22 protein-coding genes are annotated in these 24,369 nt (G+C 68.9%); 20 read left to right on the forward strand and 2 right to left on the reverse strand.

Features of this window, described 5'->3' with window-relative positions:
• Positions 1–38: 38 nt before the first annotated feature.
• From ACGFH6_RS07490 to ACGFH6_RS07535, 10 genes are all read left to right on the forward strand, one after another.
• Positions 39–869, forward strand: a complete 831-nt coding sequence (locus ACGFH6_RS07490; RefSeq protein WP_393381382.1) for a hypothetical protein — start codon at positions 39–41, stop codon at positions 867–869.
• Between the two features lie 119 nt (positions 870–988).
• Complete coding sequence (locus tag ACGFH6_RS07495; protein ID WP_393381383.1) at positions 989–1,387, forward strand: hypothetical protein; 399 nt, start codon at positions 989–991, stop codon at positions 1,385–1,387.
• Positions 1,388–1,543: 156 nt separating this feature from the next.
• Positions 1,544–2,653 (forward strand): GNAT family N-acetyltransferase, encoded by a 1,110-nt coding sequence (locus ACGFH6_RS07500; protein WP_393381385.1) that lies wholly within the window; start codon positions 1,544–1,546, stop codon positions 2,651–2,653.
• The gene (locus tag ACGFH6_RS07505; RefSeq protein WP_393381387.1) at positions 2,550–3,575 is read left to right on the forward strand and encodes a potassium channel family protein; all 1,026 of its coding nucleotides are present in this window, start codon (positions 2,550–2,552) and stop codon (positions 3,573–3,575) included. The genes ACGFH6_RS07500 and ACGFH6_RS07505 overlap by 104 nt, the downstream gene beginning before the upstream one ends.
• A 209-nt stretch (positions 3,576–3,784) precedes the next feature.
• Positions 3,785–3,928 (forward strand): hypothetical protein, encoded by a 144-nt coding sequence (locus tag ACGFH6_RS07510; protein ID WP_393381388.1) that lies wholly within the window; start codon positions 3,785–3,787, stop codon positions 3,926–3,928.
• 79 nt (positions 3,929–4,007) lie between these two features.
• Positions 4,008–5,447, forward strand: coding sequence for a LacI family DNA-binding transcriptional regulator (locus ACGFH6_RS07515; protein ID WP_393381389.1), 1,440 nt, complete (start codon positions 4,008–4,010; stop codon positions 5,445–5,447).
• Entirely contained in the window at positions 5,444–6,367 is a 924-nt protein-coding gene (locus tag ACGFH6_RS07520; RefSeq protein WP_393381391.1) for a carbohydrate ABC transporter permease, read from the forward strand. The genes ACGFH6_RS07515 and ACGFH6_RS07520 overlap by 4 nt, the downstream gene beginning before the upstream one ends.
• Positions 6,364–7,197, forward strand: coding sequence for a carbohydrate ABC transporter permease (locus ACGFH6_RS07525; protein ID WP_393381392.1), 834 nt, complete (start codon positions 6,364–6,366; stop codon positions 7,195–7,197). The genes ACGFH6_RS07520 and ACGFH6_RS07525 overlap by 4 nt, the downstream gene beginning before the upstream one ends.
• A gap of 20 nt (positions 7,198–7,217) precedes the next feature.
• A complete protein-coding gene (locus ACGFH6_RS07530) occupies positions 7,218–8,498 on the forward strand; it encodes an ABC transporter substrate-binding protein (RefSeq protein WP_393381394.1) in 1,281 nt (426 codons plus the stop codon).
• Entirely contained in the window at positions 8,498–9,631 is a 1,134-nt protein-coding gene (locus tag ACGFH6_RS07535; protein ID WP_393381396.1) for an ADP-ribosylglycohydrolase family protein, read from the forward strand. The genes ACGFH6_RS07530 and ACGFH6_RS07535 overlap by 1 nt, the downstream gene beginning before the upstream one ends.
• A 3-nt stretch (positions 9,632–9,634) precedes the next feature.
• On the opposite strand, the gene ACGFH6_RS07540 is transcribed toward ACGFH6_RS07535, so the two are convergent.
• Positions 9,635–10,459 (reverse strand): hypothetical protein, encoded by an 825-nt coding sequence (locus ACGFH6_RS07540; RefSeq protein WP_393381397.1) that lies wholly within the window; start codon positions 10,457–10,459, stop codon positions 9,635–9,637.
• A 12-nt stretch (positions 10,460–10,471) separates the two neighbouring features.
• On the reverse strand, positions 10,472–12,034 hold the full coding sequence (locus ACGFH6_RS07545) for an alkaline phosphatase D family protein (RefSeq protein WP_393381399.1): 1,563 nt from the start codon (positions 12,032–12,034) through the stop codon (positions 10,472–10,474).
• 80 nt (positions 12,035–12,114) lie between these two features.
• On the opposite strand from ACGFH6_RS07545, the gene ACGFH6_RS07550 reads away from it, so the two are divergent.
• The 10 genes from ACGFH6_RS07550 (at position 12,115) to ACGFH6_RS07595 (ending at position 24,321) form a co-directional block, all read left to right on the forward strand.
• Entirely contained in the window at positions 12,115–13,413 is a 1,299-nt protein-coding gene (locus ACGFH6_RS07550) for an ADP-ribosylglycohydrolase family protein (RefSeq protein WP_393381401.1), read from the forward strand.
• Positions 13,403–14,302: a ribokinase gene (locus ACGFH6_RS07555; protein ID WP_393381402.1), complete on the forward strand. Its 900-nt coding sequence runs from the start codon at positions 13,403–13,405 to the stop codon at positions 14,300–14,302. Before ACGFH6_RS07550 ends, ACGFH6_RS07555 begins: the two co-directional genes overlap by 11 nt.
• Positions 14,299–16,287, forward strand: a complete 1,989-nt coding sequence (locus tag ACGFH6_RS07560; protein WP_393381404.1) for an SUMF1/EgtB/PvdO family nonheme iron enzyme — start codon at positions 14,299–14,301, stop codon at positions 16,285–16,287. The genes ACGFH6_RS07555 and ACGFH6_RS07560 overlap by 4 nt, the downstream gene beginning before the upstream one ends.
• Positions 16,284–17,471, forward strand: a complete 1,188-nt coding sequence (locus tag ACGFH6_RS07565) for a CaiB/BaiF CoA transferase family protein (RefSeq protein WP_393381405.1) — start codon at positions 16,284–16,286, stop codon at positions 17,469–17,471. Before ACGFH6_RS07560 ends, ACGFH6_RS07565 begins: the two co-directional genes overlap by 4 nt.
• A 24-nt stretch (positions 17,472–17,495) precedes the next feature.
• On the forward strand, positions 17,496–18,323 hold the full coding sequence (locus ACGFH6_RS07570) for an HpcH/HpaI aldolase/citrate lyase family protein (protein ID WP_393381407.1): 828 nt from the start codon (positions 17,496–17,498) through the stop codon (positions 18,321–18,323).
• 9 nt (positions 18,324–18,332) lie between these two features.
• Positions 18,333–19,928 (forward strand): phytoene desaturase family protein, encoded by a 1,596-nt coding sequence (locus ACGFH6_RS07575; protein ID WP_393381409.1) that lies wholly within the window; start codon positions 18,333–18,335, stop codon positions 19,926–19,928.
• Positions 19,929–20,077: 149 nt separating this feature from the next.
• Positions 20,078–20,485 (forward strand): TIGR03668 family PPOX class F420-dependent oxidoreductase, encoded by a 408-nt coding sequence (locus ACGFH6_RS07580; RefSeq protein ID WP_393381411.1) that lies wholly within the window; start codon positions 20,078–20,080, stop codon positions 20,483–20,485.
• Positions 20,486–20,513: 28 nt separating this feature from the next.
• Positions 20,514–21,749, forward strand: a complete 1,236-nt coding sequence (locus tag ACGFH6_RS07585; RefSeq protein WP_393381413.1) for an RNA polymerase sigma factor — start codon at positions 20,514–20,516, stop codon at positions 21,747–21,749.
• A 47-nt stretch (positions 21,750–21,796) separates the two neighbouring features.
• Positions 21,797–23,116, forward strand: a complete 1,320-nt coding sequence (locus ACGFH6_RS07590) for an acyl-CoA dehydrogenase family protein (RefSeq protein ID WP_393381414.1) — start codon at positions 21,797–21,799, stop codon at positions 23,114–23,116.
• Positions 23,116–24,321, forward strand: a complete 1,206-nt coding sequence (locus ACGFH6_RS07595) for an acyl-CoA dehydrogenase family protein (RefSeq protein ID WP_393381416.1) — start codon at positions 23,116–23,118, stop codon at positions 24,319–24,321. The genes ACGFH6_RS07590 and ACGFH6_RS07595 overlap by 1 nt, the downstream gene beginning before the upstream one ends.
• Positions 24,322–24,369: the final 48 nt, after the last annotated feature.

The raw sequence follows: 24,369 nt of genomic DNA on the forward strand, positions 1-24,369 counted from the left end.
TGCTTGTTGTTCCTGTGGGCGGGCGTGAGGAGATGGTGATGGCTGGGCGGATTTCAGTGAATGTGCCGGCGTTCTGGGAGAACGGATGGCAGATTCTGCGTGGGGTGTACACCCCGGAGGAGGTGCAGAAGTTTCGTGACGGCGCGTACGCGTCGAAGGGGGTGAGCGGCGAGCTACTCTCGCGGCCGCTGATGAGGCACGCGATCCTGGACGGGAAGATGGTCGAGGTGGCCAGGCAGCTGCTTGGTTCCGAGGACATCATGTACGCCGGTGACAGTTCCTTCACGATCAATTCCGGCCAGCACGGCTACCACAAGGACAACGCGGACCGGAAGGATGGGAACGCGCCGGACTGGCAGGGCCGTTACACGATCCTCAGGTTCGGGATCTACCTGCAGAATCACACCAGGCACACGGGTGGCTTGAACCTGCGGCACAAGTCGCACAACGAACCTGACCTGACCACAGGCAAGACGGTCTATGTGAAGACCAGGCCGGGCGATCTGGCGGTGTGGAGTCTGCGCACGACGCACAGCGGCAACGGCAAGCTGCTCAGCTTCCCTTGGTGGGTGACGCCCGAACCGCAGAGCCACGACCGGTGGCCCTGGTTCTTCCGCGAGGCCAAGCCGGATGGCGACCGGATCGCCGTGTTCGTCGCCCTCGGCCTCGACGACCACCATCACGACCGCTATACGACGTACCTGAAGACTCGGAAGTACATGGTCGACATGTGGCACCGATCGAAACTGGATCCGGAGGTCTTCGACCAGGCCGCCAAGATCGGCCTGAAGGTCCGCGACATGCACGACGAGGTCGCCGACGACCTCAACGTGGGCCAGAACGTCGAGTGGAAGCCGATTCCGTACTGATCAGAACGGGGCCGGTCCTGTACCGACCGGCCCCGCCTGGTTCGGTTGATCAGCCGATGGTGAGGGAAGGCACCGGTGATTGCCGGGGTGGGGGTTTGAGGGGTGGCTACAGTCGGGGTATGGCGGGTGCTAAGGGTGGGCAGGGGAAGCTGGCCAAGAACCTGGTCAAGTACGGCGTGCGGTACGGGCCGTTGGCGGTTGAGGCGATCCGGCATGGGCGGGAGCCGGCTCAGCAGGCGATGCAGGCGGCGCTGGCGAAGCGGGCTGCGCGGAAGAAGGCGATCGAGCACGCGCTGACCGTGCGCGACGGGTCCCTGCTCAAGATCATCCGCGAAGGGCAGGCGATCTTCTTCGTATTCTCCGGCGACGCGATCGTCACGACGTACCCGTCCGTTCCCCAGAACACCTACCCCGAACTCCTCCGCCACGCCGACCTCGACAAACGCGAAGCCGCGGTAGTCCTCGCCGCCCGCAAACCCAAATTCACTCCGCACCTCCCACACCTCCGCCGCCGCTGACCCCGTACGCCGCCCTCGCCCAGGAGCCCGTGCACGGGATGGTGTCCGAGGTCGCGGATGGCTGCGTGGGGGAAGGTTGATGTGCGTGTAACACGGGGGACGCGGTGGGGCAACAGAGCGAGTGGAGAGTGGGACGTCTACGAGGGAGGCGTCTGCATGCTTTGGAAGATCAGGACCGAACTTGCCGATCGGCCGGGGGCGTTGGCTGAGCTTGCGGCGCGGTGTGGGGCGGATGAGATCAACATCCTGAGCCTCGAGGTGTTCACGGCCGAGGGTGGGGCCGTGGACGAGTTGGTGGTTTCGACGGGCGTCGGGTGGACGGCGGAGGCGTTGATCGCGCTCGCGGCCGAGGCCGGTTGCCTGAGGACGACGGTCCGCCCGTGTCAGGCCGACGTACTGAGTGATGGGCCGACCCGCTACCTGCGCGCCGTACTGCGGTTGATCGACGACCCGGTGTCGGTGGATGACGAGCTCGGCAATCTGCAGGGGTTCGACGAGTACACGCCGGCCGAGTGGGCTCGGGCGGATGTCCTGGTCGAGATCGCCGGACGGCTGGCCGAGCGGCTGCAGGAGACCGATGGCCCGCGACCAGGCAGTGGCGAACCCGAGCTGCGTACGGCGACCGTCGACGACGCTGAGGCGGTCGTGGCGATGCATGAGCGGTGCTCGTTCGAGAGCCGAACCCGGCGCTACCACGTACCGATGCCGAAGCTGACCGCCCGCACCGCCCGCCATCTGTCCGCACCGGCCGGCGGCGTCTCGATCGTGGCGACCGTGGGCGAAGCCGTCATCGGGATGGCGACCGCCGCGCCCTGGGAGGAACTCGGGCGTACGACGATGGAAGTCGCCGTACTGGTCGAGGACGGATGGCAGGGCCGTGGTCTCGGCGGGCAACTGCTCCGGTGCGTGATCGGTGAAGCGCGCGACCGAGGAGCCGACCGGGCCGTCTGTGTGGTGCAACCCGAGAACGTCGCGATGCTCCGCACGATCGAAGGGCTGCGGATGCGGACCAGAGTGGTCCAGGACAGTGACAATCTGATGGTCACCGTCGCGCTGTCCGACCAGAGCCTGTCGCATGCGGTGGATCGGCCGCCGGTGCAATATCGTCGGAGTCGTGCCACCCCTTCCCTCCGGTCGCAACCCGCACGGGCTGCTGGTCAATATGCCCGCGAGCACGCGCTCGCCGCTCTTTCAGCTGTTCAGCCGAATCCTCGTCGCGCTGGGTCTGCTGACGGTGATGGTGCTGATCGTGGTGCTCGACCGTGACGGCTACAGGGACAACTACGACGGCGACGTCGGCCTGATCGACGCGATCTACTACGCGACCGTCACCCTCACCACCACCGGGTACGGCGACATCACGCCGGTGACCCCGAGTGCGCGGCTCGTGAACGCGTTCATCGTCACGCCGCTGCGGATCGGGTTCCTGGTGGTGCTGGTCGGCACGACACTGGAAGTCCTGGCCAACGAGGGTCGCCGCGTCATGCGCGACACCCGATGGAGGAAGCGCATGAAGGATCACACCGTCGTCGTCGGCTACGGCACCAAGGGCCGGTCCGCCGTCCAGACGCTGATCAGCAACGGGGTGAAGCGCGACAGCATCGTGGTGATCGACCCGCGGGCGCAGGCGATCGGTGACGCCGGCAACGACCAGATGGCCGCGTTCCACGGCGATGCGACGAACCGGAACGTCCTGCGCCGGGCCGAGGTGATGTCGGCACGGGAGGTGATCGTGACGACCGACCGTGACGACGCGGCAGTCCTGGTGACGCTGGCCGTCCGGCAGTTGAACGCGACCGCGCACATCGTGGTCGCGGTCCGCGAGGAGGACAACGTTCCGCTGCTGCGGCAGAGCGGCGCCGACGCGGTCGTCACCTCGTCCGAGGCGGTCGGCCGGCTGCTCGGGCTGTCGGCGGTCAGCCCGAACCTGGGCGAGGTGATGGAGGACCTGCTCACGTACGGCGAGGGCCTCGAGGTCGCCGAACGCCCGGTGCTCGGCCGCGAGGTCGGCAAGCCCCCGTCCGCGGTGCCGGACCGGGTGGTCTCGGTCGTCCGCGACGGCAAGGTGCACCGGTACTACGACTCCAATGTCTCGGTGCTGGCCGCCGGCGACAAACTGATCGTCGTCCGCCCGGCCAAGGAGACGCCGTGGGCGGAGCGTCCCGGAGCCGACGAAGAGGACGAGTGAGAGCCGCCTCGCAGTACTGTCCGTGAACACGGTTGCCGAGGGCGACGATCACGGCGCCGCGTGGTTGCGCTGGGCAAGTGATCGGATGCCGTCGGCTACCAGTCGGGCCGATAACCCTGGATCTTAACGGTTTCTGCTCTTCCCTTGCCGAGCCGGCGGTGTTTACAGTCACGGCTGGGGGTGGACTCGGCGTACGAGTGAGGATGGTCATGAACTGGAGCAGGCCGATCGGGATCATCGCGCTGGCCGTGATGGCACTTGTGGGTACGACCGTGACACAGGCCCAGGCGGCCGGTCCGGGGAACGAGTGGTTCGCGCCGTCCAGCCCCTCCGCGTCTTCGGTGCGCAGCTAACCGAGTACTTGACCGAGGGCTTCCGGCGACCTAATCTCGGGCTTGTAAACGATTACAAGAACGATTACAGGAGGCGGGCGTGAGCCGTCCGACGATCGCTGCGGTGGCCCAGGCGGCCGGCGTCTCGGTGGCGTCGGTGTCGCGCGTGCTGAATGGTCTGCCGGCGACCGAGGAGATGGCCGAGCGGGTGCAGCGGGCGGTCGAGCAGTTGGGATACGTGCCTGACTCCCGGGCGCGGTCGCTGAAGGTGGGGCGGACGTTCCAGCTGACCCTGGCGGTCGCGGACGTCGGCAACCCGGTCTACGTGACGATGATGCGCGCGGTCGAGGAGGTCGTGTCCGCGGCCGGATATCGGCTCGTGGTGACCACGACCGGCGCGGATGTGGTGGATGAGGTCGCGCTGGTTCGGGGGATGGCGCGCGGGTACGCCGACGGGCTGCTGATCAGCCCGATCCGGGTCGACGAGGACCTGGTCAAGTCGATCCGCGAGTGCGAGGTCCCGGTGGTCGTCGCCGGTAACGTGCCCGCGAAAGCCGGGGTCGACACGGTCCGGGCGAATTCCCCCAAAGGCATGCTTCTCGCCGTCGATCACCTGGTCGCCCGAGGCCGCCGCCGCATCGCGTTCCTGAACGGCCCCGCCGACACCGTCCCCGGCGCCGCCCGGGCCAAGGGCTTCGCCGACGCGCTCCACGCGCATGATCTCGAGCCCGTCGCTGTAGCCGAAGCCACGGACTTCACCTTCGCGGCGGGCCGCGCCGCTGCCCCCGACCTGCTGGCCGCCGCTGGGCTGGCTTCCAGCCAGTCCCACCGGCGGCGGAGTGCGGCGGAGCCGACTCCCACCACTACCCGCCCGGATAGCGAGGGGCTGGCCCCCAGCCAGTTCGACCAGCGGCGGAGTGCCGTGGAGCCGATTCCCACCGCTTCCCGCCCGGATGGCGAGGGGCTGGCTTCCGGCGAGTCCCACCGGGGGCGGAGTGCCGCGGAGCCGATTTCCACCTCTTCCCGCCCGGAGGGCGAAGGGCTGGCTTCCGGCCAGTTCCACCGGGGGTTGAGTGCGGCGGAGCCGACTCTCACCGCTTCCCTCGCGGATGGGGAGGGGCTGGCTTCCGGCCAGTTCGACCGGGGGTTGAGTGCGGCGGAGCCGATTCCCGCCGCTTCCCTCGCGGATGGGGAGGGGCTGGCTTCCGGCCAGGTCGACCGGGGGCGGAGTGTCGCTTCTCGCTCGGATGGCGAGGGGCTGGATGCGGTGATTTGTGCGAACGATCTTCTCGCGGTTGGGCTTATGCATGAGTTGGCGGCGGCTGGGTTGCGGGTGCCGGAGGACGTGGCTGTGGTCGGGATGGATGACAGCGAACTTGCGGAGCAGTCGTTTCCGCCGTTGACGAGTGTGAATCTGGGGTCGGCGGAGCGGGGCCGGCGGGCGGCTGAGTTGCTGTTGGCAAGGATCGAGGACAACGACCGGAGGCCGCGGCGGATCGTCGTACAGCCGTCGTTGAGTGTGCGGAGGTCGACCCCATGACCGCGACCGTGACCGCGCCGGCGCCGACTCCGGTGCGCAAGACCGCAAAGCCGAAGCAGAACCGGGAGGCGATCTTCCTGTTCCTGCCGGCGCTGCTGCCGGTGTTGCTGCTCAGCGTCTACCCGCTGATCCGCGGCATCGCGCTCGGCTTCACCGACGCCCGCGCCGGGCTGAACGCCGACACGAACTTCATCGGCCTCGAGAACTTCTCCGAGCTCCTGCACAACGGCCTGTTCTGGGACTCGTTCCGGATCGGCGTCATCTGGACCTTGTCGGTGACGATCCTGCAGTTCGTCGCCGCGCTCGGTCTGGCGCTGCTGCTGAACACGACCATCAAGTTCCGCGGCGTGGCCCGGACCCTGGCGCTGATCCCGTGGGCGATGCCGCCGGTGGTGGTCGCGATCATGTGGCGGCTGCTGCTGCACCCGACCAACGGCCCGGTCAACGAGATCCTGCAGAAGCTGCACCTGACCGACCACCCGATCAACTTCCTCGGCGACTTCAGTACGGCGTTGCCGGCCGTGATCGTGGTCGGGATCTGGGTCGGCATGCCGATGACCACGATCACCCTGCTGGCCGGCCTCCAAGGCATCGACCGGACGCTGTACGAGGCGGCCGCGGTCGACGGTGCGAGCGCGTGGAGCCAGTTCTGGAACATCACGCTGCCACAGCTGCGGACCGTGATCGTGGCGATCACCAGCCTGGACATGATCTGGAACTTCAACTCGTTCGGCCTGGTCTACGTGCTGACCGCCGGCGGTCCGGGCGGCAAGACCATGCTGCCGATGCTGTTCGCCTACAACGAGGCGTTCCGGTACGGGAACTTCGGGATGGCCGCGGCGATGGGTGACGTGATGGTGGTCATCATCATCGTGTTCCTCGCCTTCTACCTGCGGAACCGGCTGAGGAGCGAGGCATGAGAACACGTCCGGCCGCCCGGTTCCTGCAGTACGTCGCTGTCGTCTGCTACCTGGTGTTCCTCGGCTTCCCGCTGCTGTGGCTGATCTCGAGCTCGCTGAAGTCACCCCGCGAGTTCGCCAGCATCACACCGAGCCTGCTGCCCGAGCACCTCGACTTCTCCAACTACAGCGACGCGATGAACGAGCAAGGCCTGATTCGGGGTCTCGGCAACAGCCTCCAGATCTCGATCGCCAGCACGGTTCTGGTGCTGATCGTGTCGCTGCCGGTGGCGTACGCGCTGGCCCGGTTCCGCACCCGACTGCGGCCGGTGACGAACGGCTGGATCCTGGTCAGCCAGGTGTTCCCGGTGATCCTGATCGTGATCCCGCTGTTCATGATCCTGCGGCCGTTGCACCTGACCAACACCATTCCCGGTGTGGTGATCGTCTATATGGTCTGGTCGCTGCCCTTCGCGTTGTGGATGCTGCAGGGGTACGTCGCCGCCGTACCGCGCGAGCTCGAGGAGGCGGCGTCGGTCGACGGGGCGTCCAGGGTGCGGACGATCGTGTCGATCGTGATGCCGCTGCTGCGGCCCGGGTTGATCGCGACCGCGATGTTCACGTTCATCTCGGCGTGGAACGAGTTCTTCTTCGCTCTGGTCCTGCTGCAGGACCCGGAGCTCAAGACCCTGCCGCTGGTCCTGGCGCGCTTCGTCGGCGCCGAAGGCCAGGTGCAGTTCGGTCCACTGGCAGCAGCGTCCGTCCTGGCCACCGTGCCGAGCCTGATCTTCTTCGCCTTCCTCCAACGCCGGCTGACTTCCGTTTTGTTGAGCGGCGCAGTCAAGGGTTAGAGATCCCTGAGGAGAAACACATGAAGAAAGTAGTGACCGCTCTGATGGCGGCGGGTGCACTGGTGGCGCTCGCGGCCTGTGGGAGCAACAGCGACAACGGCTCCGGGGATTCGGGGTCGAACGAGAAGGTGACGCTGAAGTTCCAGAGCCTCGCCTTCCAGAAGACGACGGTCGCCGCGATCGAGAAGATCGTCGCGGACTGGAACGCCGCCAACCCGAACATCCAGGTCGAGTACGTCCAGGGCAGCTGGGACTCGGTGCACGACCAGTTGGTCACCCAGTTCCAGGGCGGGACCGCGCCGGACATAATCCACGACGAGTCCGCCGACATCACCGGCTTCGCGAACCAGGGGTTCCTGGCCGACCTGTCGCCGTACCTGAGCCAGGAGACCAAGGACGCCGTACCGCAGGGGGTCTGGGACACCGTCTCCAGCGACGGCAAGACGTTCGCCGCGCCGACGCTGCTCCAGTCGTACGTCGTGTTCGGCAACGCCGCGCTGCTCAAGCAGGCCGGGATCACCGCGACCGGTGACTCGCTCAGCTGGGACGACCTGGCCGCGGACGCGAAGAAGCTGACGGCAGGCGGCAAGTACGGCCTGGGCTGGGGCCTGAAGAGCCCGACCGCGACCGTGCTGAACCTGGGCATGAACTTCGACGCGCAGTTCTTCGAGGGCTCCGGCCGGGACGCCAAGGCGAAGATCGGCGACCCCGAGCTCGAGGTGCCGAAGCGGATCAACGCGATGGCCTACACGGACAAGTCGATCGACCCGACCTCGCTGACCCAGAGCGGCTCCGACGTCCTGCCGGGCTTCTTCGCCGGCAAGTACGCGATGGTTGTCGCGGGCAACTACACCGCCCAGCAGATGGTCGAGCAGGCACCGAAGGGCTTCCAGTGGGAGGTGCTGCCGCCGTTGAAGGGCACCAGCACCAAGCAGGCGGCGAACCCGCAGACGCTGTCGGTGCCGGCCGAGGGCAAGCACGTCGAGCAGTCGGCGAAGTTCATCGACTACTTCATGAAGGCCGACAATCTGGCCGCGGTCGGTCAGGGTGACTGGCTGATCCCGACCACGCAGGCGGCCCGGGACGCGATCCTGAAGACGACCGGTGGCAAGGACGGCTGGCAGCAGACGCTGGCCAGCGGTGCCGAGCTGACCAAGGCGCCGTTCCAGAGCGTGGAGAACTACCCGAGGTGGAAGGACCAGATCGCGACGCCGGCGCTGCAGGAGTACCTGGCGAACAAGACCGATCTGGCGGCGCTGGGCAAGAAACTGAATGACGGATGGGGTCAGGTCAACCAGTGATGTCGTTGCTGGAACAGAAATCTACGGGTGCCCTCGTCGGCTCCGCGGTCGGTGACGCGATCGGTGGAGCCGTCGAGGGGTGGACCCCGGAGGCGATCCGGGAGCGGCACGGCGGCTGGGTGACCGGCATCGTCGGTCCCTGGTACGACGAATGGCGGACCGCCCGGCCGATCGCGCCGTACCACAAGGGCGACGGGCACATCACCGACGACACCTTGATGACGCACGCCCTGGTCGAGGTGTACGACGAACGCCGGACGCACCTGGACGCCTACGCGATCGCCGAGTCGCTGGTGCCGAAGATGCTGACCGGGACCCGTTGGGTGCCCGAGCTGGAGGCCGACGCGTTGCTGCTGCAGCGGGTGTTCCTGGCCGAGAAGTGGCTGGTCGCCCGGTTGCACTACGGGCATGTGGATCCACGCGAGGCCGGCGTCGGCAACATCGTCAACTGCGGTGCGGCGATGTACATGGCGCCGGTCGGAATCGCCAATGCCGGCGATCCCGAGGGTGCGTACGCGGAGGCGATCGACCTCGCGGGTGCGCACCAGTCGAGCTACGGGCGGGAGGCGGCCGGCGTGTTCGCGGCCGCCGTCGCTGCGGCGATGACCCCTGGCGCGACGGCCTCATCGGCGGTGGAAACGGCGCTGGTGCTGGCCAAGGACGGTACTCGAGGGGCCGTCGAGGCAGTGGCAGCCGCCGCGGACGGCCTGACCGACTGGGAGCAGGCGATTCCCGTGCTGCGCAAGGCGATCGAGCCCTTCGACACGGTCGGTCCGGACTACCGCGACCAGTCGCTCGACGCCCGGCGGCCGAGCCGGACGAAGGCGATCGAGGAGCTGCCGGTGGCCCTCGGCTTCGTGCTCGTCTCCGAGGGAGATGTACGCCGGGCAGTCCTCGGCGGCACGAACTACGGCCGGGACGCGGACTCGATCGCGTCGATGGCCGGTGCGATCACGGGTGCGCTCAGCGGACTGACCGGCGTACCGGCGGACTGGGCCGCGGACATCGCCGCGGCGAGCAAGACCGACCTCGAGCAGCCGGGCCGGGTGATGGCCGCGGTGGCGGAGGACATCCGTGCGGCCGACGCCGAGCGGTGGGCCCGGCGGTCGGCCGCGATGGATGCCCTGGTCTGAATGTCAGTTGCCGTAGGCCTCGAGTTCGATGATCCGGGAGTACCCATGGTCGTTGGAGTCGTGGATGACGAGCTGGACGGCGTCGACGGGCACCGGGGCGAAGGTCACCGTGAGAAGACCCTGCACGTTGTCGCGGAACTCGCCGACGGTCGTCCAGGTGCTGCCGGTGCGGACCTGGACGTCGAAGTCGCGGATCCCCATCACGGCCGCCGGGTACTTGGCCGAGTCGAGGGTCTGCACGACGACGCGGCCGATCGTGGTCGGCTGGACGAAGTCGACGCCGTACGTGTCGGGGAAGACGCCCTTGGTGGCGTCGTGCCAACCGCTGGCTCCCCACTGCGCGGAGTCGGTGTTGCCGTCGACTCCACCACACAGCTTCATGTCGCCGTTCGTGGAGGACGCGACCGCCTGCTCGCCGAGCAACAGGTTGTCGCGCGCGGGGACGGGCTTGATCGTGACGGGCACGGACAGGTGTTCGCGGCCGACACTGAGGTCGACGTTGCGCGTCGCCGGAGCCGTGCCGCGCGGCACGGTGATCTCGAGCGGCGCCTTCACCAGCTGGTCGACGGGCAGATAGCTCGAGAACTGGTGCCGGGACAGTGTCAGCGAGGAGTCGCCGCTGATGCGCATGTCGGCGATGGTGGGCTTGCGGCCGGTGTTGGTCATGCCAAGGGTGAGCTTGCCGGACGGGAAGCAGGGCAGCGGCACGACCTCGACCGGCTGCGGAGTGGCGCTGATCTCGACCTGATTGTTGCTGCTGGCAACTGCGACGGTCGGGACCAGGAGAGCGAGTGGGACGGCGAGCAGAGCGGTGCGTGCGCGTTTCATGTGCGGATCCGTTCAGGCCAGGTGGGTACCGGGACGGCCGTCCTCGACGACCAGGGTGGCGCGGGTGGACGCCGTACCACCGGGGGTGACGACCCGGTCGACGACGCGGTACTCCGACGTCCACTGGGAGCTGTCGAGGCGGCAGCTGAGGTAGCCGCGCTGGACGCTCTGGAACTTCACGTGCGGATTTTCGGCGAGCAGTGCCTTGCCTGTGGCGTCCGAGTCGACACCGTCCTTTCCGGACGAGACCGACGTGGTGACGAACTCGGTGCCGACCGCCGGCGTCGACGGGTCAGCGAAGTTCACCCGCAGGTCGGACGCGACGGCGCGGTGCAGGTCGCCGGTGAGTACGACGAAGTTGCGGACATGCCGGTCGCGGACGCCGGACAGCACCCGGTCGCGCGAGCCGACGTACCCGTTCCAGGTGTCCATCGGCAGTTCGAGGTCAGGACCGGTCTTGCGGTCGAGTTGGGCCATCGCGACCTGCTGGGCGACGACGTTCCAGCGGCTGCCGGAGCGGTGCAGGGTGTCGAGCAGCCAGCGTTCCTGCGCGTCGCCGGTGATGGTGCGGGCCGGGTCCTGCGACACCTCGTCCGGCGGCAGCCAGCCGCCGGTGCTGGTCTGGTCGTCGCGGAACTGCCGGGTGTCGAGCACGCTGAGGTCGGCGGTGCGGCCGTAGCGGAGGTGCCGGTGCAGCCGGATGGACGGACCGTCGGGGGACTGGTCGAGGCGCAGCGGCATGTGTTCCCAGTACGCCCGGAAGCCGTTCGCCCGACGTACGACGAAGTCGTCGTGCGGGACGCCGTCCTCGGAGACGTACCCGGCCCAGTTGCCCTCGACCTCGTGGTCGTCGAGCGTGACGATCCACGGCGCGGCGGCGTGCGCGGCCTGCAGGTCGGGGTCGGTCTTGTGCAGCGCGTACCGCGCCCGGTACTCGTCCAGCGTGAAGATCTCGCCGGCGAAGTCGACCGGGACCGGCTGGTTGCGAACGCCCGCCGTCGGGCCGACACCGACCTCGTAGATGTAGTCGCCGAGGAACAGGACGACGTCGTGGTCCCGGCGTGCGACGTCCTGGTACGCCGTGTAGAAGCCGTCGTAGTAGGCCTGGCAGGACGCGACCGCCATCGACACCGCGGGCTGGTCGGCCGGCGCCGGCGCGGTCCGGGTGCGGCCGACCGGACTGACCTGACCGTTCGCGCGGAAGCGGTAGAAGTAGTGCCGCCACGAGCGCAGACCGCGAACGTCGACGTGCACGGTGTGGGCGTACTCCGGGCGAGCGTGGGCCGTGCCCCGGCGGACCACGCGGCGGAAGTGCTCGTCCTCGGCGACCTCCCACTCGACCCCGACCGTGCGGTCGTCCATCCCGCCGAACGGCTCGAGCGGACCCGGCGCGAGGCGGGTCCAGATGACCACGGCGTCGGGCAGCGGATCACCCGAGGCGACGCCGAGAGTGAACAGCGGGCGTTTGTCGGTGCGGTGCGGTATTCCTACTGCATCAAGACCAGGCAGGGTGCCGGTCAGGGCAAGAGCGGCGGCGGCGCCGGTGGCGGAGAGGAAGCTTCGGCGGGTGGGCATGGGACGGAGTATCTGTCCGCGGTGACACAACGAACCAGGCACACGTTTCGCGTGATGCAACAGGGGAAGGAAGAAGCCCGATGAGACTGACCTGGGTGCAGCCGGAGGATCTGCTGCCGCACCAACTGGTCCAATCGCGATCCGAGGGTGTCGACGTCGCCGACGTCGAGTCGCGCTGGCGTGCAGCCGGCGGTACGACGGACGCCCCGGCGTCGGGTGCATCGGACGAACCGGCCTCTCCCGAACTGCGGACGCTCGCGCGCGAGCTGCTCGCCGAGCTGGACGCACGTGCGGGGGAGTGGCACGAGCCGGTGATCCCCGAGTTGCCGTCGCTGGGCCAACCGGCGGACCTCGAGCGGCGGACGCTGAACGCGTGGCTCGGCCGGGCCGCCGGGAACCTGCTCGGCAAACCGGTGGAGAAGATCCCGCGCGAGGGGATCCGGGAGATCCTGCAGTCGTCGGGCCAGTGGCCGCTGTCGCAGTACATCACGGCGGTCGGCGTACCTGAGGACGTGCAGCAGCGGTGGCCGTGGAACAAGCGGTCGAAGCCGACCAGTCTGCGCGAGGTCATCGACGGGATGCCTGAGGACGACGACCTCAACTTCGCCATCCTGGCGCTGCAACTGCTGGAGCGCCACGGCTCCGCCCTGACCACCGAGGACGTTGCGCAAGCCTGGCTGAACGACCTTCCGGCCGGACGCGTGTTCACCGCCGAGCGTGTTGCTTACCGCAACCTTCTGGAGGGTGTGGAGCCGTCCAGGGCGGCCGTTGTCGGCAATCCGTTCCGGGAGTGGATCGGTGCTCAGATCCGGACCGACGCCTACGGCTGGGCCCATCCGGGAGACCGCACCGCGGCCGCCCGGGTCGCGCTGGTCGATGCCCGGTTGAGTCACACCGGCGCGGGCGTCGACGGTGCTCTCTGGGTCGCTGCGATGTCGGCCGCCGCGCTGGTGCTGGACTCGCCGAGCGAGGTCGCCCTCGCCGGGCTCGAGGTGATCGCGGCGGACGGAGCGATCGCGCGAGCCGTTCGCTTCGGGCTGGGGCTCGCCGACCGTCCGCTGGACGACGCGCTCGACGCGCTGCATGCCGAGTACGGCGACCTGCACTGGGTGCACGCGGTGAACAACAGCGCCCTGACGGCGTACGCGCTGACCGCTCCGGACTTCGCCACCGCGGTCGGCCGCTCGGTGATGGGCGGGTGGGACACCGACTCGGCCGGGGCGACGGTGGGTGCGGTGTTTGGCGCTGTGCGCGGGGTTCCGGCAGAGTGGTCCACACCACTGGACAACCGGGTGGCCACGAGCCTGCCGGGGATGAACCAGATCGCGATCGACGAGCTGGCACTGAGGACTGTGGAGGTGGCCCGGGGTGGAGCCTGACGTTGTCGTCGTAGGTAGCGCGAACGTGGATCTGGTGTTGCCGGTCCAGCGGATCCCGCGCCCCGGCGAGACAGTGCTGGCGGGAGTGATGACCCGCGGACCGGGCGGCAAGGGCGCCAACCAGGCCGTCGCGTCCGCGCGGGCGGGTGCACGTACGGCGATGGTCGCTTCGCTCGGTGACGACGACGGTGGTGCACTGATGCGCGATGCCCTCGGCAGTTCGGGCGTCGACCTCTCGCTGGTCTCGGCGACCTCCGCCCCGACCGGTACGGCGATCATCACGGTCGACGAGAGTGGCGAGAACTCGATCGTGGTCGCCCCCGGCGCGAACGGCGAGCTGTCGCTGTCCGACGCGGCGGCCGCTGCCGTCCGGGCGGCGAAAGTCGTTCTGGCCCAGCTGGAGATCCCGTTTCGGACCGTGCAGGACGCGGCGGCGGCGAGTTCCTACTTCATCCTGAACGCGGCACCGGCGGCCGAGCTGCCGGACGAATTGCTCGCCGAGGTCGACCTGCTGGTGGTCAACGAGACCGAGGCCGAGGCGATCGCGGGCGCGGACCGTTCCGCACTGCTGAAGAAGGTGCCGGCCGCGGTCGTCACGCTCGGTGCCGCCGGCGCGGTGATCCTGACTCGTGGCGACGACGAGATCGCGGTTCCCGGCCTGCCGGTCGACGTCGTCGACACGACGGCCGCGGGGGACACGTTCTGTGGGGTGCTGGCGGCAGCATTGTCTGCCGTGTCAAATACCGCAGCGATTACGTCGAGCGACCTGACGAATGCGGTCCGACGCGCTACCGTGGCAGCGTCATTGAGTGTTCAGGCTGCGGGGGCGATTCCCTCGGTGCCTCACGGGGATGCAATCGACGCGCGCTACGCGGAGGTGTACCTGTGAATCCGCTCGAGCCGCGGCCCATCGATCTGCCCGCCAGGGTGGATCTGGGGCTTCGGGCCGACCTGTCGTTCCTCGACGACGCCAAGATCCTCGGCGCCCCGGAGGACCCGGCCGACCTGCCGCGGTGGCGCGCCAAGCTCGCCGAGTGGCTGATCGGTGCCTACGACCGGACGCCGTACGACGGCTCCCACTACGAGGTCCCCGGTCGCGAATGGACCCAGACGGCGTACTCGGTGGCGCTGGTCTGGCTCTGGGACGACCAGTTGTACGACGTCGCGACCGGGAGGTTCACGCCGGAGAAGTTCGTCCAGCACGGTGTCGCCGACTTCGGTGGGTACGACGCGGTCGTGCTCTGGCACGCCTATCCGGTGATCGGGATCGACTCGCGCAACCAGTTCGACTTCTACCGGGACGCGCCCGGTCTTCGGCAGCTGATCGACGACCTGCACCGGCTCGGGCTCAAGGTGTTCTTCGACTACAACCCGTGGGATGTCGGCACCCGCCGGGCGGCCCGTTCGGACGCGGAGGAGTTCGCGGCCCTCGTCACGGAGTACGACGTCGACGGGGTCTTCCTGGACACCTTGAAGGAAGGCGACCCGGCCTTCACTCGCGCGCTGCGCAAGGCGAATCCGGCGATCGCGTTCGAGGGCGAGTCACGGTTGCCGATGGCAAGGATCGGTGACCACGCGCTGTCCTGGGCGCAGTGGTTCGCCGACACCCACGCGCCCGGCATTCTGCGTGCGCACCTGTTCGAGCGCCGGCACATGATGCACCACACCCGCCGGTGGAACCGCGACCACAGCGACGAGTTGCAGTCCGCCTGGATCAACGGCGTCGGCATGCTGGTCTGGGAGTCCGTGTTCTCGGCCTGGGTCGGCTGGAACGCGCGGGACCGCGCCACGCTGCGGCGGATGGTCGCGGCGCAGCGGGCGTTCGCGCCGGTGCTGCTCAACGGCGACTGGATCCAGTTGACCCCGGAGATCCCGGACAAGGCGCGCGAGCACGGCGTCTACGGTTCGCGGTTCGACCTCGCCGACATCACCTTCTGGACGCTGATCAACCGCGACGAGGAGGACTTCGACGGCATCGTGCTGCGCTCGGAGGACCAGGTCGGCGACTGGTACGACGTGACGTCGGGCGTGCCGATCACCTCGGACGACGACGGTGTGCATCTGGTCGTGCCGGGTCGTGGCGTCGCCGGGATCATCCGGGTGGGCGCGACCGCCGGCTCATCCTGCCGGACGACCGCCCGTCGGCTCGGCACGATGCCGCGTCCCCATCTGAAGGACTCGGCGTTCCCGATGGCGCCGGCCCGGCGGGTTCCCGTTCCCGAGGTCTCCGGTGACGCGTCACTCGGCCCGGTGGTCGTCGTACCGGCAGGGGACCGGGTGCTGAAGGTGCGGCATCGGCGACGCGAGACCGGGTTGTACGACCAGGCGCCGTACGTGGAGGAGTGGAAACCGCTGCCGCCGCGTCTGCACGACATGCGGACGGAGACGCGCGAGGTCTCGCTCTCCGGTGTCTCGGTCGCGACGACCGAGGTGACCAACGCGCAGTACGCCGAATTCCTCGCCGAGACCGGCTACCGGCCGTTGGTGCCGAACCGCTTCCTCGCGCACTGGGTCGCCGGCGCGCCTGCCCCGGGGACCGAGGACCAGCCGGTGACGTACGTCGATCTGCCGGACGCGCGGGCGTACGCGGCCTGGCGTGGTGGGCGGTTGCCGACCGAGGACGAGTGGCAGCTCGCCGCCGGGCTGGACGGGTTCACCCGCGCCGAGCCGCTGGTGTGGAACCTGACCGAGAGCGAGCACCGGGACGGCCGCAGCCGGTTCTGCATTCTCAAGGGCGGTTCGCACTACGTGGCCGAGGGCTCCGACTGGTACGCCGACGGCGGTCCGCAGGAGCCCGACGTGAGCTTCAAGCTGGTGCTGACCGGTGGTGGTCTCGATCGCTCGGAGACCATTGGCTTCAGGTGTGCGGGATGAGAGATGCTCCACTTGACGGCGTGAAGGTGCTCGAGGCGGCGACGCTGTTCGCGGGACCGCTGGCGGCAACCTTCCTGGGTGACTTCGGGGCCGATGTCACCAAGATCGAGCACCCGGCGCGGCCCGACGCCGCCCGGACGCACGGCGCGTCGAAGGACGGCGTCGGGCTGTGGTTCAAGACCCTCGGGCGGAACAAGCGGATCGCGACGCTCGACCTGTCCCGCGGTCGCGACGTCTTCCTCGACCTGGTGCGCACGCAGGACGTCCTGGTCGAGAACTTCCGGCCGGGCACGCTTGAGCGCTGGGGACTCGGGCCCGACGTGTTGCTGGCGGCGAACCCGCGGCTCGTGATCGCCCGGGTGACCGCGTTCGGCCAGGTCGGCCCGTGGTCGAGCCGGCCCGGATTCGGGTCGCTGGCCGAGGCGATGAGCGGGTTCGCGGCCGTCACGGGTGAGCCGGACGGGCCGCCGACGCTGCCGCCGTTCGGGCTGGCGGACGGCATCACCGCGCTGGCCACGGCGTACGCCGTCATGGTCGCGCTTCGCGAACGGGATCGGTCCGGGGCCGGCCAGGTGATCGACCTGGCGATCATCGAGCCGATCCTGATGATGCTCGGTGGTGGGATCACGGCGTACCAACAGACCGGGTATGTCCAGCCGCGGTTGGGGAACCGGTCGTCGAACAACGCTCCGCGCAATGTCTACAAGACCGCGGACGGGCGCTGGGTCGCGGTGTCCACCAGCTCGCAGAGCATCGCCGAGCGGGTGGTGACGCTGGTCGGTCGCGCTGACCTCGTGGCGCAGCCCTGGTTCGCCACCGGGCGTGAGCGGGCGCAGCACGCCGACGAACTGGACGACGCGGTCGGGTCGTGGATCGCCGAGCGGCCGCTGGACGAGGTGATGGCGGAGTTCGAGAAGGCCGAGGCCGCCGTCGGCCCGGTGCACGACATCCGCGGCATCATGACCGACCCGCAGTACGCCGCGCTGAACACGATCGTCGCCGTGGACGACGACGAGCTCGGCGGACCGGTGCAGATGCAGAACGTGCTGTTCCGGTTGTCCGAATCGCCGGGGTCGATCCGCTGGGCCGGGCGGCCGCACGGCGCGAACACCGACGAGGTGCTCGCCGAGATCGGCGTCAGTCCCGAGCAACTCGCTGCGCTGCGCGCGGCCGGCGTGGTCTGACGCTGATGCCTGAGGGGGCCTGAAGTGCTGACCGCACTGTATGTACCCGCCAACCGTCCGGATCGGTTCGCGAAAGCTGTTGCCGCAGGCCCCGATCTGGTCGTGTTCGACCTGGAGGACGCGGTTCCGGTCGACGACAAGGTGGACGCGCGCGGCTGGGCGGTCGCCTGGATCGCGGCGAACGTGGCTGGTTCGGTGGAGGTCCGGGTCAACGCGCCCGGGACGCCGTGGATCGAGGACGACCTGGCCGCGGTGGCCGCCCTGCCGGTGATCCGGATCCGGGTGCCGAAGGTGGAGAGTGCGGGCGACGTCCACTCGATCCTGGAACAGGTGCCGACGGCAAGGATCACCGCGCTGATCGAGTCGCCGCTGGGTCTGGAACGGGCGTTCGAGATCGCCTCCGCGGATCCACGGGTGGTGGCGGTCGCGCTCGGCGAGGCCGATCTGGCGAGTGCACTGGGTGTGGACGGATCGGCCGGACTGGCGTGGGCGCGCGGGCGGCTGGTGTCGGCGTCGCGGGCGGCCGGACTGGGCGCTCCGATGATGTCGGTGTATCCGCGGGTCAACGACCTCGACGGCTTGCGGCAGACCAGTCTGGAGGGCCGTGCCCTCGGATTCGTCGGGCGTACGGCGATCCATCCGCGGCAGCTGGCCACGATCGTCGAGTGCTTCACGCCGACCGCCGTACAGATCGCCGAAGCGGAGGCTTTGCTGGCCGCGGTCGACAAGGCCGGGGTCTCCGACGGCGGCGTCATCGTCCTTCCAGACGGCCGGATGGTCGATCCCGCCATGGTGGGGCGCGCCCGGGAGCTCAGCACCCTGATGCGGGAGATCGAGTCCCGGTCAAGTTAGGCTCGACACATGCTGCCGCGCAGTGTTGATGCCGTGGTGATCGGCTCGGGGCCGAACGGCCTGGTGAGCGCGATCGCCCTTGCCGACGCGGGCTGGGACGTGCTGGTGCTGGAGGCCGCCGAGACCTTCGGCGGCGCGGTCCGGTCAACCGAGGACGACGGCTGGATCAGTGATCGTTTCAGTTCGAACTACCCGTTGGGCGTGGCGTCACCGGTCATGCGCGCGCTGGAGTTGGAGAAGTTCGGCCTGAAGTGGGCCCACGCTCCGCTGCCGCTGGTGCATCTGCTCGAGGCCGAGGAGGGCACCTCGGTCGCGATCCACCCGGATCCGGAGGACACCGCGAAGTCGATCGGCTCCGACCACCCGGGCGACGGCGAGGCGTGGCTGCGGCTCTACCAGCAGTACGTCGCGATCCGCGAGCCGCTGCTGAAGTCACTGCTGACCTCGTGGCCACCGGTCGTGCCTGGCATCAAGCTGGCGCGCAAGCTCGGGTCCGCGGGGGAGTTGCTGCGGTTCGCGCGGTTCATGGCGATGCCGATGCACCGGATGGGCAAGGAACTGTTCGCCGGCCCGCGCGGAGCGGCGTTGCTGGCGGGCAACGCGCTGCACGCGGACTCGCCGCTGTCCGGCAGCGTCAGCGGCACGATGGGCTGGCTGCTCGCGATGCTGGCGCAGGACGTCGGCTATCCGGTGGCCACTGGTGGATCGAGCGCATTCTCGGGTGCTCTGGTCCGTCGAGCCGAGCGCGCGGGCGCCTTGCTCATCTCGGGTACGCCGGTCTCCGCGATCGACGCGTCATCCGGACGAGTGACCGGCGTACGGACGGCATCCGGGGAGACGGTCGCGGTGAGCCGCGCGGTGATCGCGGACACGTCTGCTCCGGTGCTCTACAACCAGTTGTTGCCTGGCACAACGATCCCGGCCGGGTTGCGGCGGGATCTGGACGAGCGGTTCGAGTGGGACTACCCGACGGTGAAGCTGAACTTCCGGCTGAGCGGGCCGATCCCGTGGAAGTCGGCCGAGGCGCGATCCGCCGGGGTGGTCCACCTCGGCGGGACGGCGGACGAGCTCGTGCATCTGTCCGCCGACCTCGACACCGGCCGGCTGCCGTCGCAGCCGTTCCTGCTGATCGGGCAGTCCACGAAGTCGGATCCGTCCCGGTCGCCGGAAGGGACCGAGGCCGTCTGGGCGTACTCGCACCTGCCGCGGGGGATTGCCGACGACGAGTCCGCCGGCAAGCTGGCCGGCCGGATGGAACGCGCGATCGAACGCTTCGCACCGGGCTTTGGCGAGCTCATCATCTCGCGTGATCTGCAACGGCCGAGCGCCCTCGAGTCCGGCAACGCGGCCCTCGGCCTGGGCGCGGTCGGCGGCGGCACCATGCAGCTGCATCAGCAGCTCGTGTTCCGCCCGACCATCGGTCTGGGCAGTCCGCGCACCTTCATCGCCGGCCTCTACCTGGGCAGCTCCGCCATCCACCCCGGCGGCGGCGTCCACGGCGCCTGCGGCCACCTCGCCGCGCGCACCGCCCTCCGCGACGCCTCGATCATCGGCCCCCTCACCCGGACCCTACCCACCGCAACCCTCCGCCACCTCCAGCGTTGACCGCCTCCGCCACCGGCGGCCTCCGCGAGGTCAGCCGGTGGATAGCGGCTTGTGTCACCGCTGGCGGGTTCGTACGGCGCCAGCGGTGAAACAACCCGCCAGCGGTCGGGGACCTGGGAGCTGTGGTGGGGCGGTTTAGGGTCGGGAGCATGCGACTGGATGAGGCGACGTGCCGGGCGCGGGTCGCGGCGGCGCGGGTGGGGCGGTTGGCTACGGTCGGCGGTGATCGGCGGCCGCACGTCGTACCGGTGACTTATGCGGTGCGCGGGGACGAGTTGTTCATCGGGATCGATCAGAAGCCGAAGACGACGACCGATCTGAAGCGGTTGCGCAACATCACGGAGAACGAACGCGTGGCGGTCCTGGTCGACCAGTACGACGAGGACTGGACGCATCTGTGGTGGGTGCGCGTCGACGGCGTCGCGCGGGTGGTGGAGGCCCGATCGGCGGCACTGGAGTTGCTGGTGGCGAAGTATCCGCAGTACGAGGCGGACCCGCCACGTGGACCGGTGATCGGGATCCGGGTCGACCAATGGTCCGGGTGGTCGTACTCCTGACGCGTAGGGTGCTGGCAGGGAGGTGCGGATGACGCAAGTGGAGGGGTTGCTGCGCGAACTCGCGCCGCAGGTGCTGGGGTTCCTGGCGCGGCGGCACGGGCAGTTCGATCTATGTGAGGACGCCGTCCAGGAGGCGTTGCTCGCTGCCGCGACGCAGTGGCCGGTGGACGGCGTACCGGCGAACCCGCGCGGCTGGCTGATCACGGTCGCGACGCGGCGGCTGACCGACCAGTTCCGCAGTGAGGCCGCGCGCCGCCGCCGCGAGGACAGCGTCGCGTCGATGGCCGGGCCGGAGGAGTTGGTTGCCCCTGGCGCCGATGTCGATAAGGCTCCGGACGAGGACGACACGCTGACACTGCTGTTCCTGTGCTGCCATCCGGCCGTCACGCCGGCGTCGCAGGTCGCGCTGACGCTGCGCGCGGTCGGCGGTCTGACCACGGGCGAGATCGCGCGGGCGTTCATGGTGCCCGAGGCAACGATGGCGCCGCGGATCAGCAGGGCGAAGAAGAGCATCAAGGCGGCCGGGAGCCGGTTCGAGATGCCGCCGGAGGAGGAGCGCGCGGACCGGCTGCGGGTTGTCCTGCAGGTGCTGTACCTGATTTTCAACGAGGGGTACACCGCCAGTTCCGGCGAGGAACTGCAGCGGCTCGACCTGACCTCCGAGGCGATCCGGCTGACCCGGATGCTGCGTACGGCCTTGCCCGACGACGGTGAGGCTGCGGGCCTGCTGGCGTTGATGCTGCTCACGGACTCCCGTCGAAGGGCGCGGACGACCGCCGATGGCGGCCTGATCCCGATCGACGAGCAGGACCGCACGCTCTGGGATCGCGAGCAGATCGAGGAAGGCACCACGCTGATCCTGGCCACACTGGCCCAGAGCGCGGTCGGTCCGTATCAGGTGCAGGCCGCGATCGCCGCCGTGCATTCCGAGGCGCCGAGTGCCGACGAGACCGACTGGAACCAGATTCTCTCGCTCTATGTGCTGCTGGAGCGGCTCACGCCGAATCCGATGGTCACGCTCAACCGGGCGGTCGCGCTCGCGCAGGTGCAGGGTCCCCAGGCCGGTCTCGACCTGCTCGCCACGCTCGACGGCAACAAGAACATCACCGAGACCCACCGTCTGGACGCCGTACGGGCGCATCTGTACGAGCGGGCGGGGGAGCCGGCGAAGGCGCAGGAGCACTACCTTGCCGCGGCCCGGCGTACCACCAGCCTGCCGGAGCAGCGCTACCTCCAGGCGAAGGCCGCCGCGATCTCCGTGTGACTGCGGTCACGTGACCCGGGTTGTAACTTCGGTTTACAGTGGCGGGTATGAGCCTTGAGGAGCGGACACGCGCGCGGGACCGGGGGCGGCGGGACGCGATCGGGGTCGGGGTCGCGCTGCTGAACCGGCTCGCCCGGTGGCGGACGATCGATCGGTTCGGGTTGCGGAAGCAGACCGAGCGGGTGGTGTTCGAGGCGACCAAGACGGGTTTCCGGACGGCGGGGGCGCTGTCCCGGAGTTTCTCGGCGGCGTCGAAGCTCAGCACGCCGTCCCGGTTGCCGGCAGCGCGGGGGAGCGGCCGCTTCGACCTGACGCCGACCGAGGACCAGCAGATGGTGGTCGGGGTCGTGAAGGAGTTCGCCGCCGAAGTACTGCGTCCGGCGGCTTCCGCGGCGGACACCGCGTGTACGACGGATCCGAAGGTGCTGGCGTCGTCGGCCGAGCTCGGGCTGAGTCTGATCGAGGTGCCGGAGGAACTCGGTGGCATCGTCACCGAGCGGTCCGCGATGACCGGCGTACTGGTCGCCGAGGCGATGGCGCACGGTGACATGGGTCAGGCGGTCGCGTGTCTCGCGCCGGCGGCGGTGAGTACGGCGATCTCGTTGTGGGGTGACGAGACGCAGCAGGCGACGTACCTGTCCGCTTTCACCGGATCGTCGGTTCCGGCGGCGGCGTTGGCGATCTTGGAGCCGCGGCCGTTGTTCGATCCCTTCGACTTGCGGACCACGGCCGTCGGCGGGCGGTTGAACGGCGTGAAGTCGCTGGTGCCGCGTGGTGCCGAGGCTGAGTTGTTCGTGATCGCCGCGCAGTTGGAGGATCAGGGGCCGGCGCTCTTCCTGGTCGAGTCCGATCATCCCGGCGTGACGATCGAGGCCGAGCCGTCGATGGGGCTACGGGCGGTGTCGCTCAGCCGGGTGATCCTCGAGGATGTGCCGGCGGTGCAGTTGGGCACGCTCGACGACTACGCCGAGTGCGTACGGCTGTCGCGGCTGGGCTGGTGTGCGTTGTCACTGGGTACGGCGAAGGCGGTGCTGGACTACGTCACGCCGTACGTCAGTGAGCGGACGGCGTTCGGTGAGCCGATCAGCCATCGGCAGTCGGTGGCGTTCATGGTCGCGAACATCGGGATCGAGCTGGAGGGCATGCGGCTCGTCACCTATCGGGCCGGATCGCGTGCGGAACAAGGGCTTCCGTTCGCCCGCGAGGTCGCGCTGGCGCGCCGGTTGTGCACGGACAAGGGCATGCAGATCGGGACTGACGGTGTGCAACTGCTCGGCGGGCACGGGTTCGTGAAGGAGCACCCGGTCGAACGCTGGTACCGCGACCTACGAGCGATCGGCGTGATGGAAGGCGCGGTGCTGGTCTGATGATCAACCTCGAGACACCACGGAAGTTCCGCGCCTTCGTGAACCAGGCGCACCAGGTCGCCGCGGAGATGCTGCGTCCGAACTCGCGGCGGTACGACCTGGCCGAGCACGAGTACCCGGTCGAGCTGGACATGCTCGCGGCGATGGTCGACGGATTAGGTGCCTCGGGCACCAGTTCCGGCGCGGGTGCGGCCGGAGTACGACGTACTGCCGCCGGTGAAGGTGTTGTGAACGGCTCGAACCTGTCGTCGGTGCTGTCGATCATGGAGATGTGCTGGGGTGATGTCGGGCTGCTGCTGTCGATGCCGCGGCAGGGTCTCGGGAACTCCGCGATCGCATCGGTTGCCTCTGACGAGCAGTTGCGGCGGTTCGACGGTGTGTGGGCCGGCATGGCGATCACCGAACCCGGGTGCGGGTCCGACTCGGCGAACATCCAGACGACCGCGCGCCGCGACGGCGAGGACTACATCATCGACGGCGAGAAGATCTTCGTCACCGCGGGCGGTCGCTGCGACGCCGTGGTGGTGTGGGCGACGCTCGACAAGTCGCTGGGCCGGGCTGCGATCAAGTCGTTCGTCGTACCGAAGGACACGCCAGGGATGACGGTCGAACGGCTCGACCACAAGCTCGGCATCCGGGCCTCCGACACCGCCACTCTTCGCTTCGGCAACTGCCGCGTGCCCGCGGCCAACCTGCTCGGCTCACCCGAGATCGACGCCGACAAAGGCTTCGCGGGTGTCATGCAGACCTTCGACAACACGCGTCCGCTGGTCGCGTCCATGGCCGTCGGGTGCGCCCGCGCGTCGCTCGAACTCACCCGTGAGTTGCTGGCCGACGCCGGCGTCGAGATCGACTACGACCGCTCCGTCCACCTCCAGCCCGCGGCCGCGGCGACGTACCTCCAACTCGAAGCCGATTGGGAAGCCGCCTACCTCCTCACCCTGCAAGCAGCCTGGATGGCCGACAACGCCCAACCCAACTCCCTCCAAGCCTCGATGGCCAAAGCCAAAGCCGGCCGCACCGCCAACGACATCACCCTCCGCTGCATAGAACTCACCAGCACCCTCGGCTACTCAGAACACGAACTCCTCGAGAAATGGGCCCGAGACTCCAAAATCCTCGACATCTTCGAAGGCACCCAACAAATCCAACAACTAATCGTGGCCCGCAGGCTGCTGGGGAAGACATCCGCCGAGCTGAAATAGCCTTATCTGTAAGGAATCTCGGCCTGCGCAGTTGTTCCGTCAGAGCAA

The sequence above is a fragment of the Kribbella sp. NPDC049227 genome (genome assembly GCF_043197265.1).
Lineage (GTDB): Bacteria > Actinomycetota > Actinomycetes > Propionibacteriales > Kribbellaceae > Kribbella.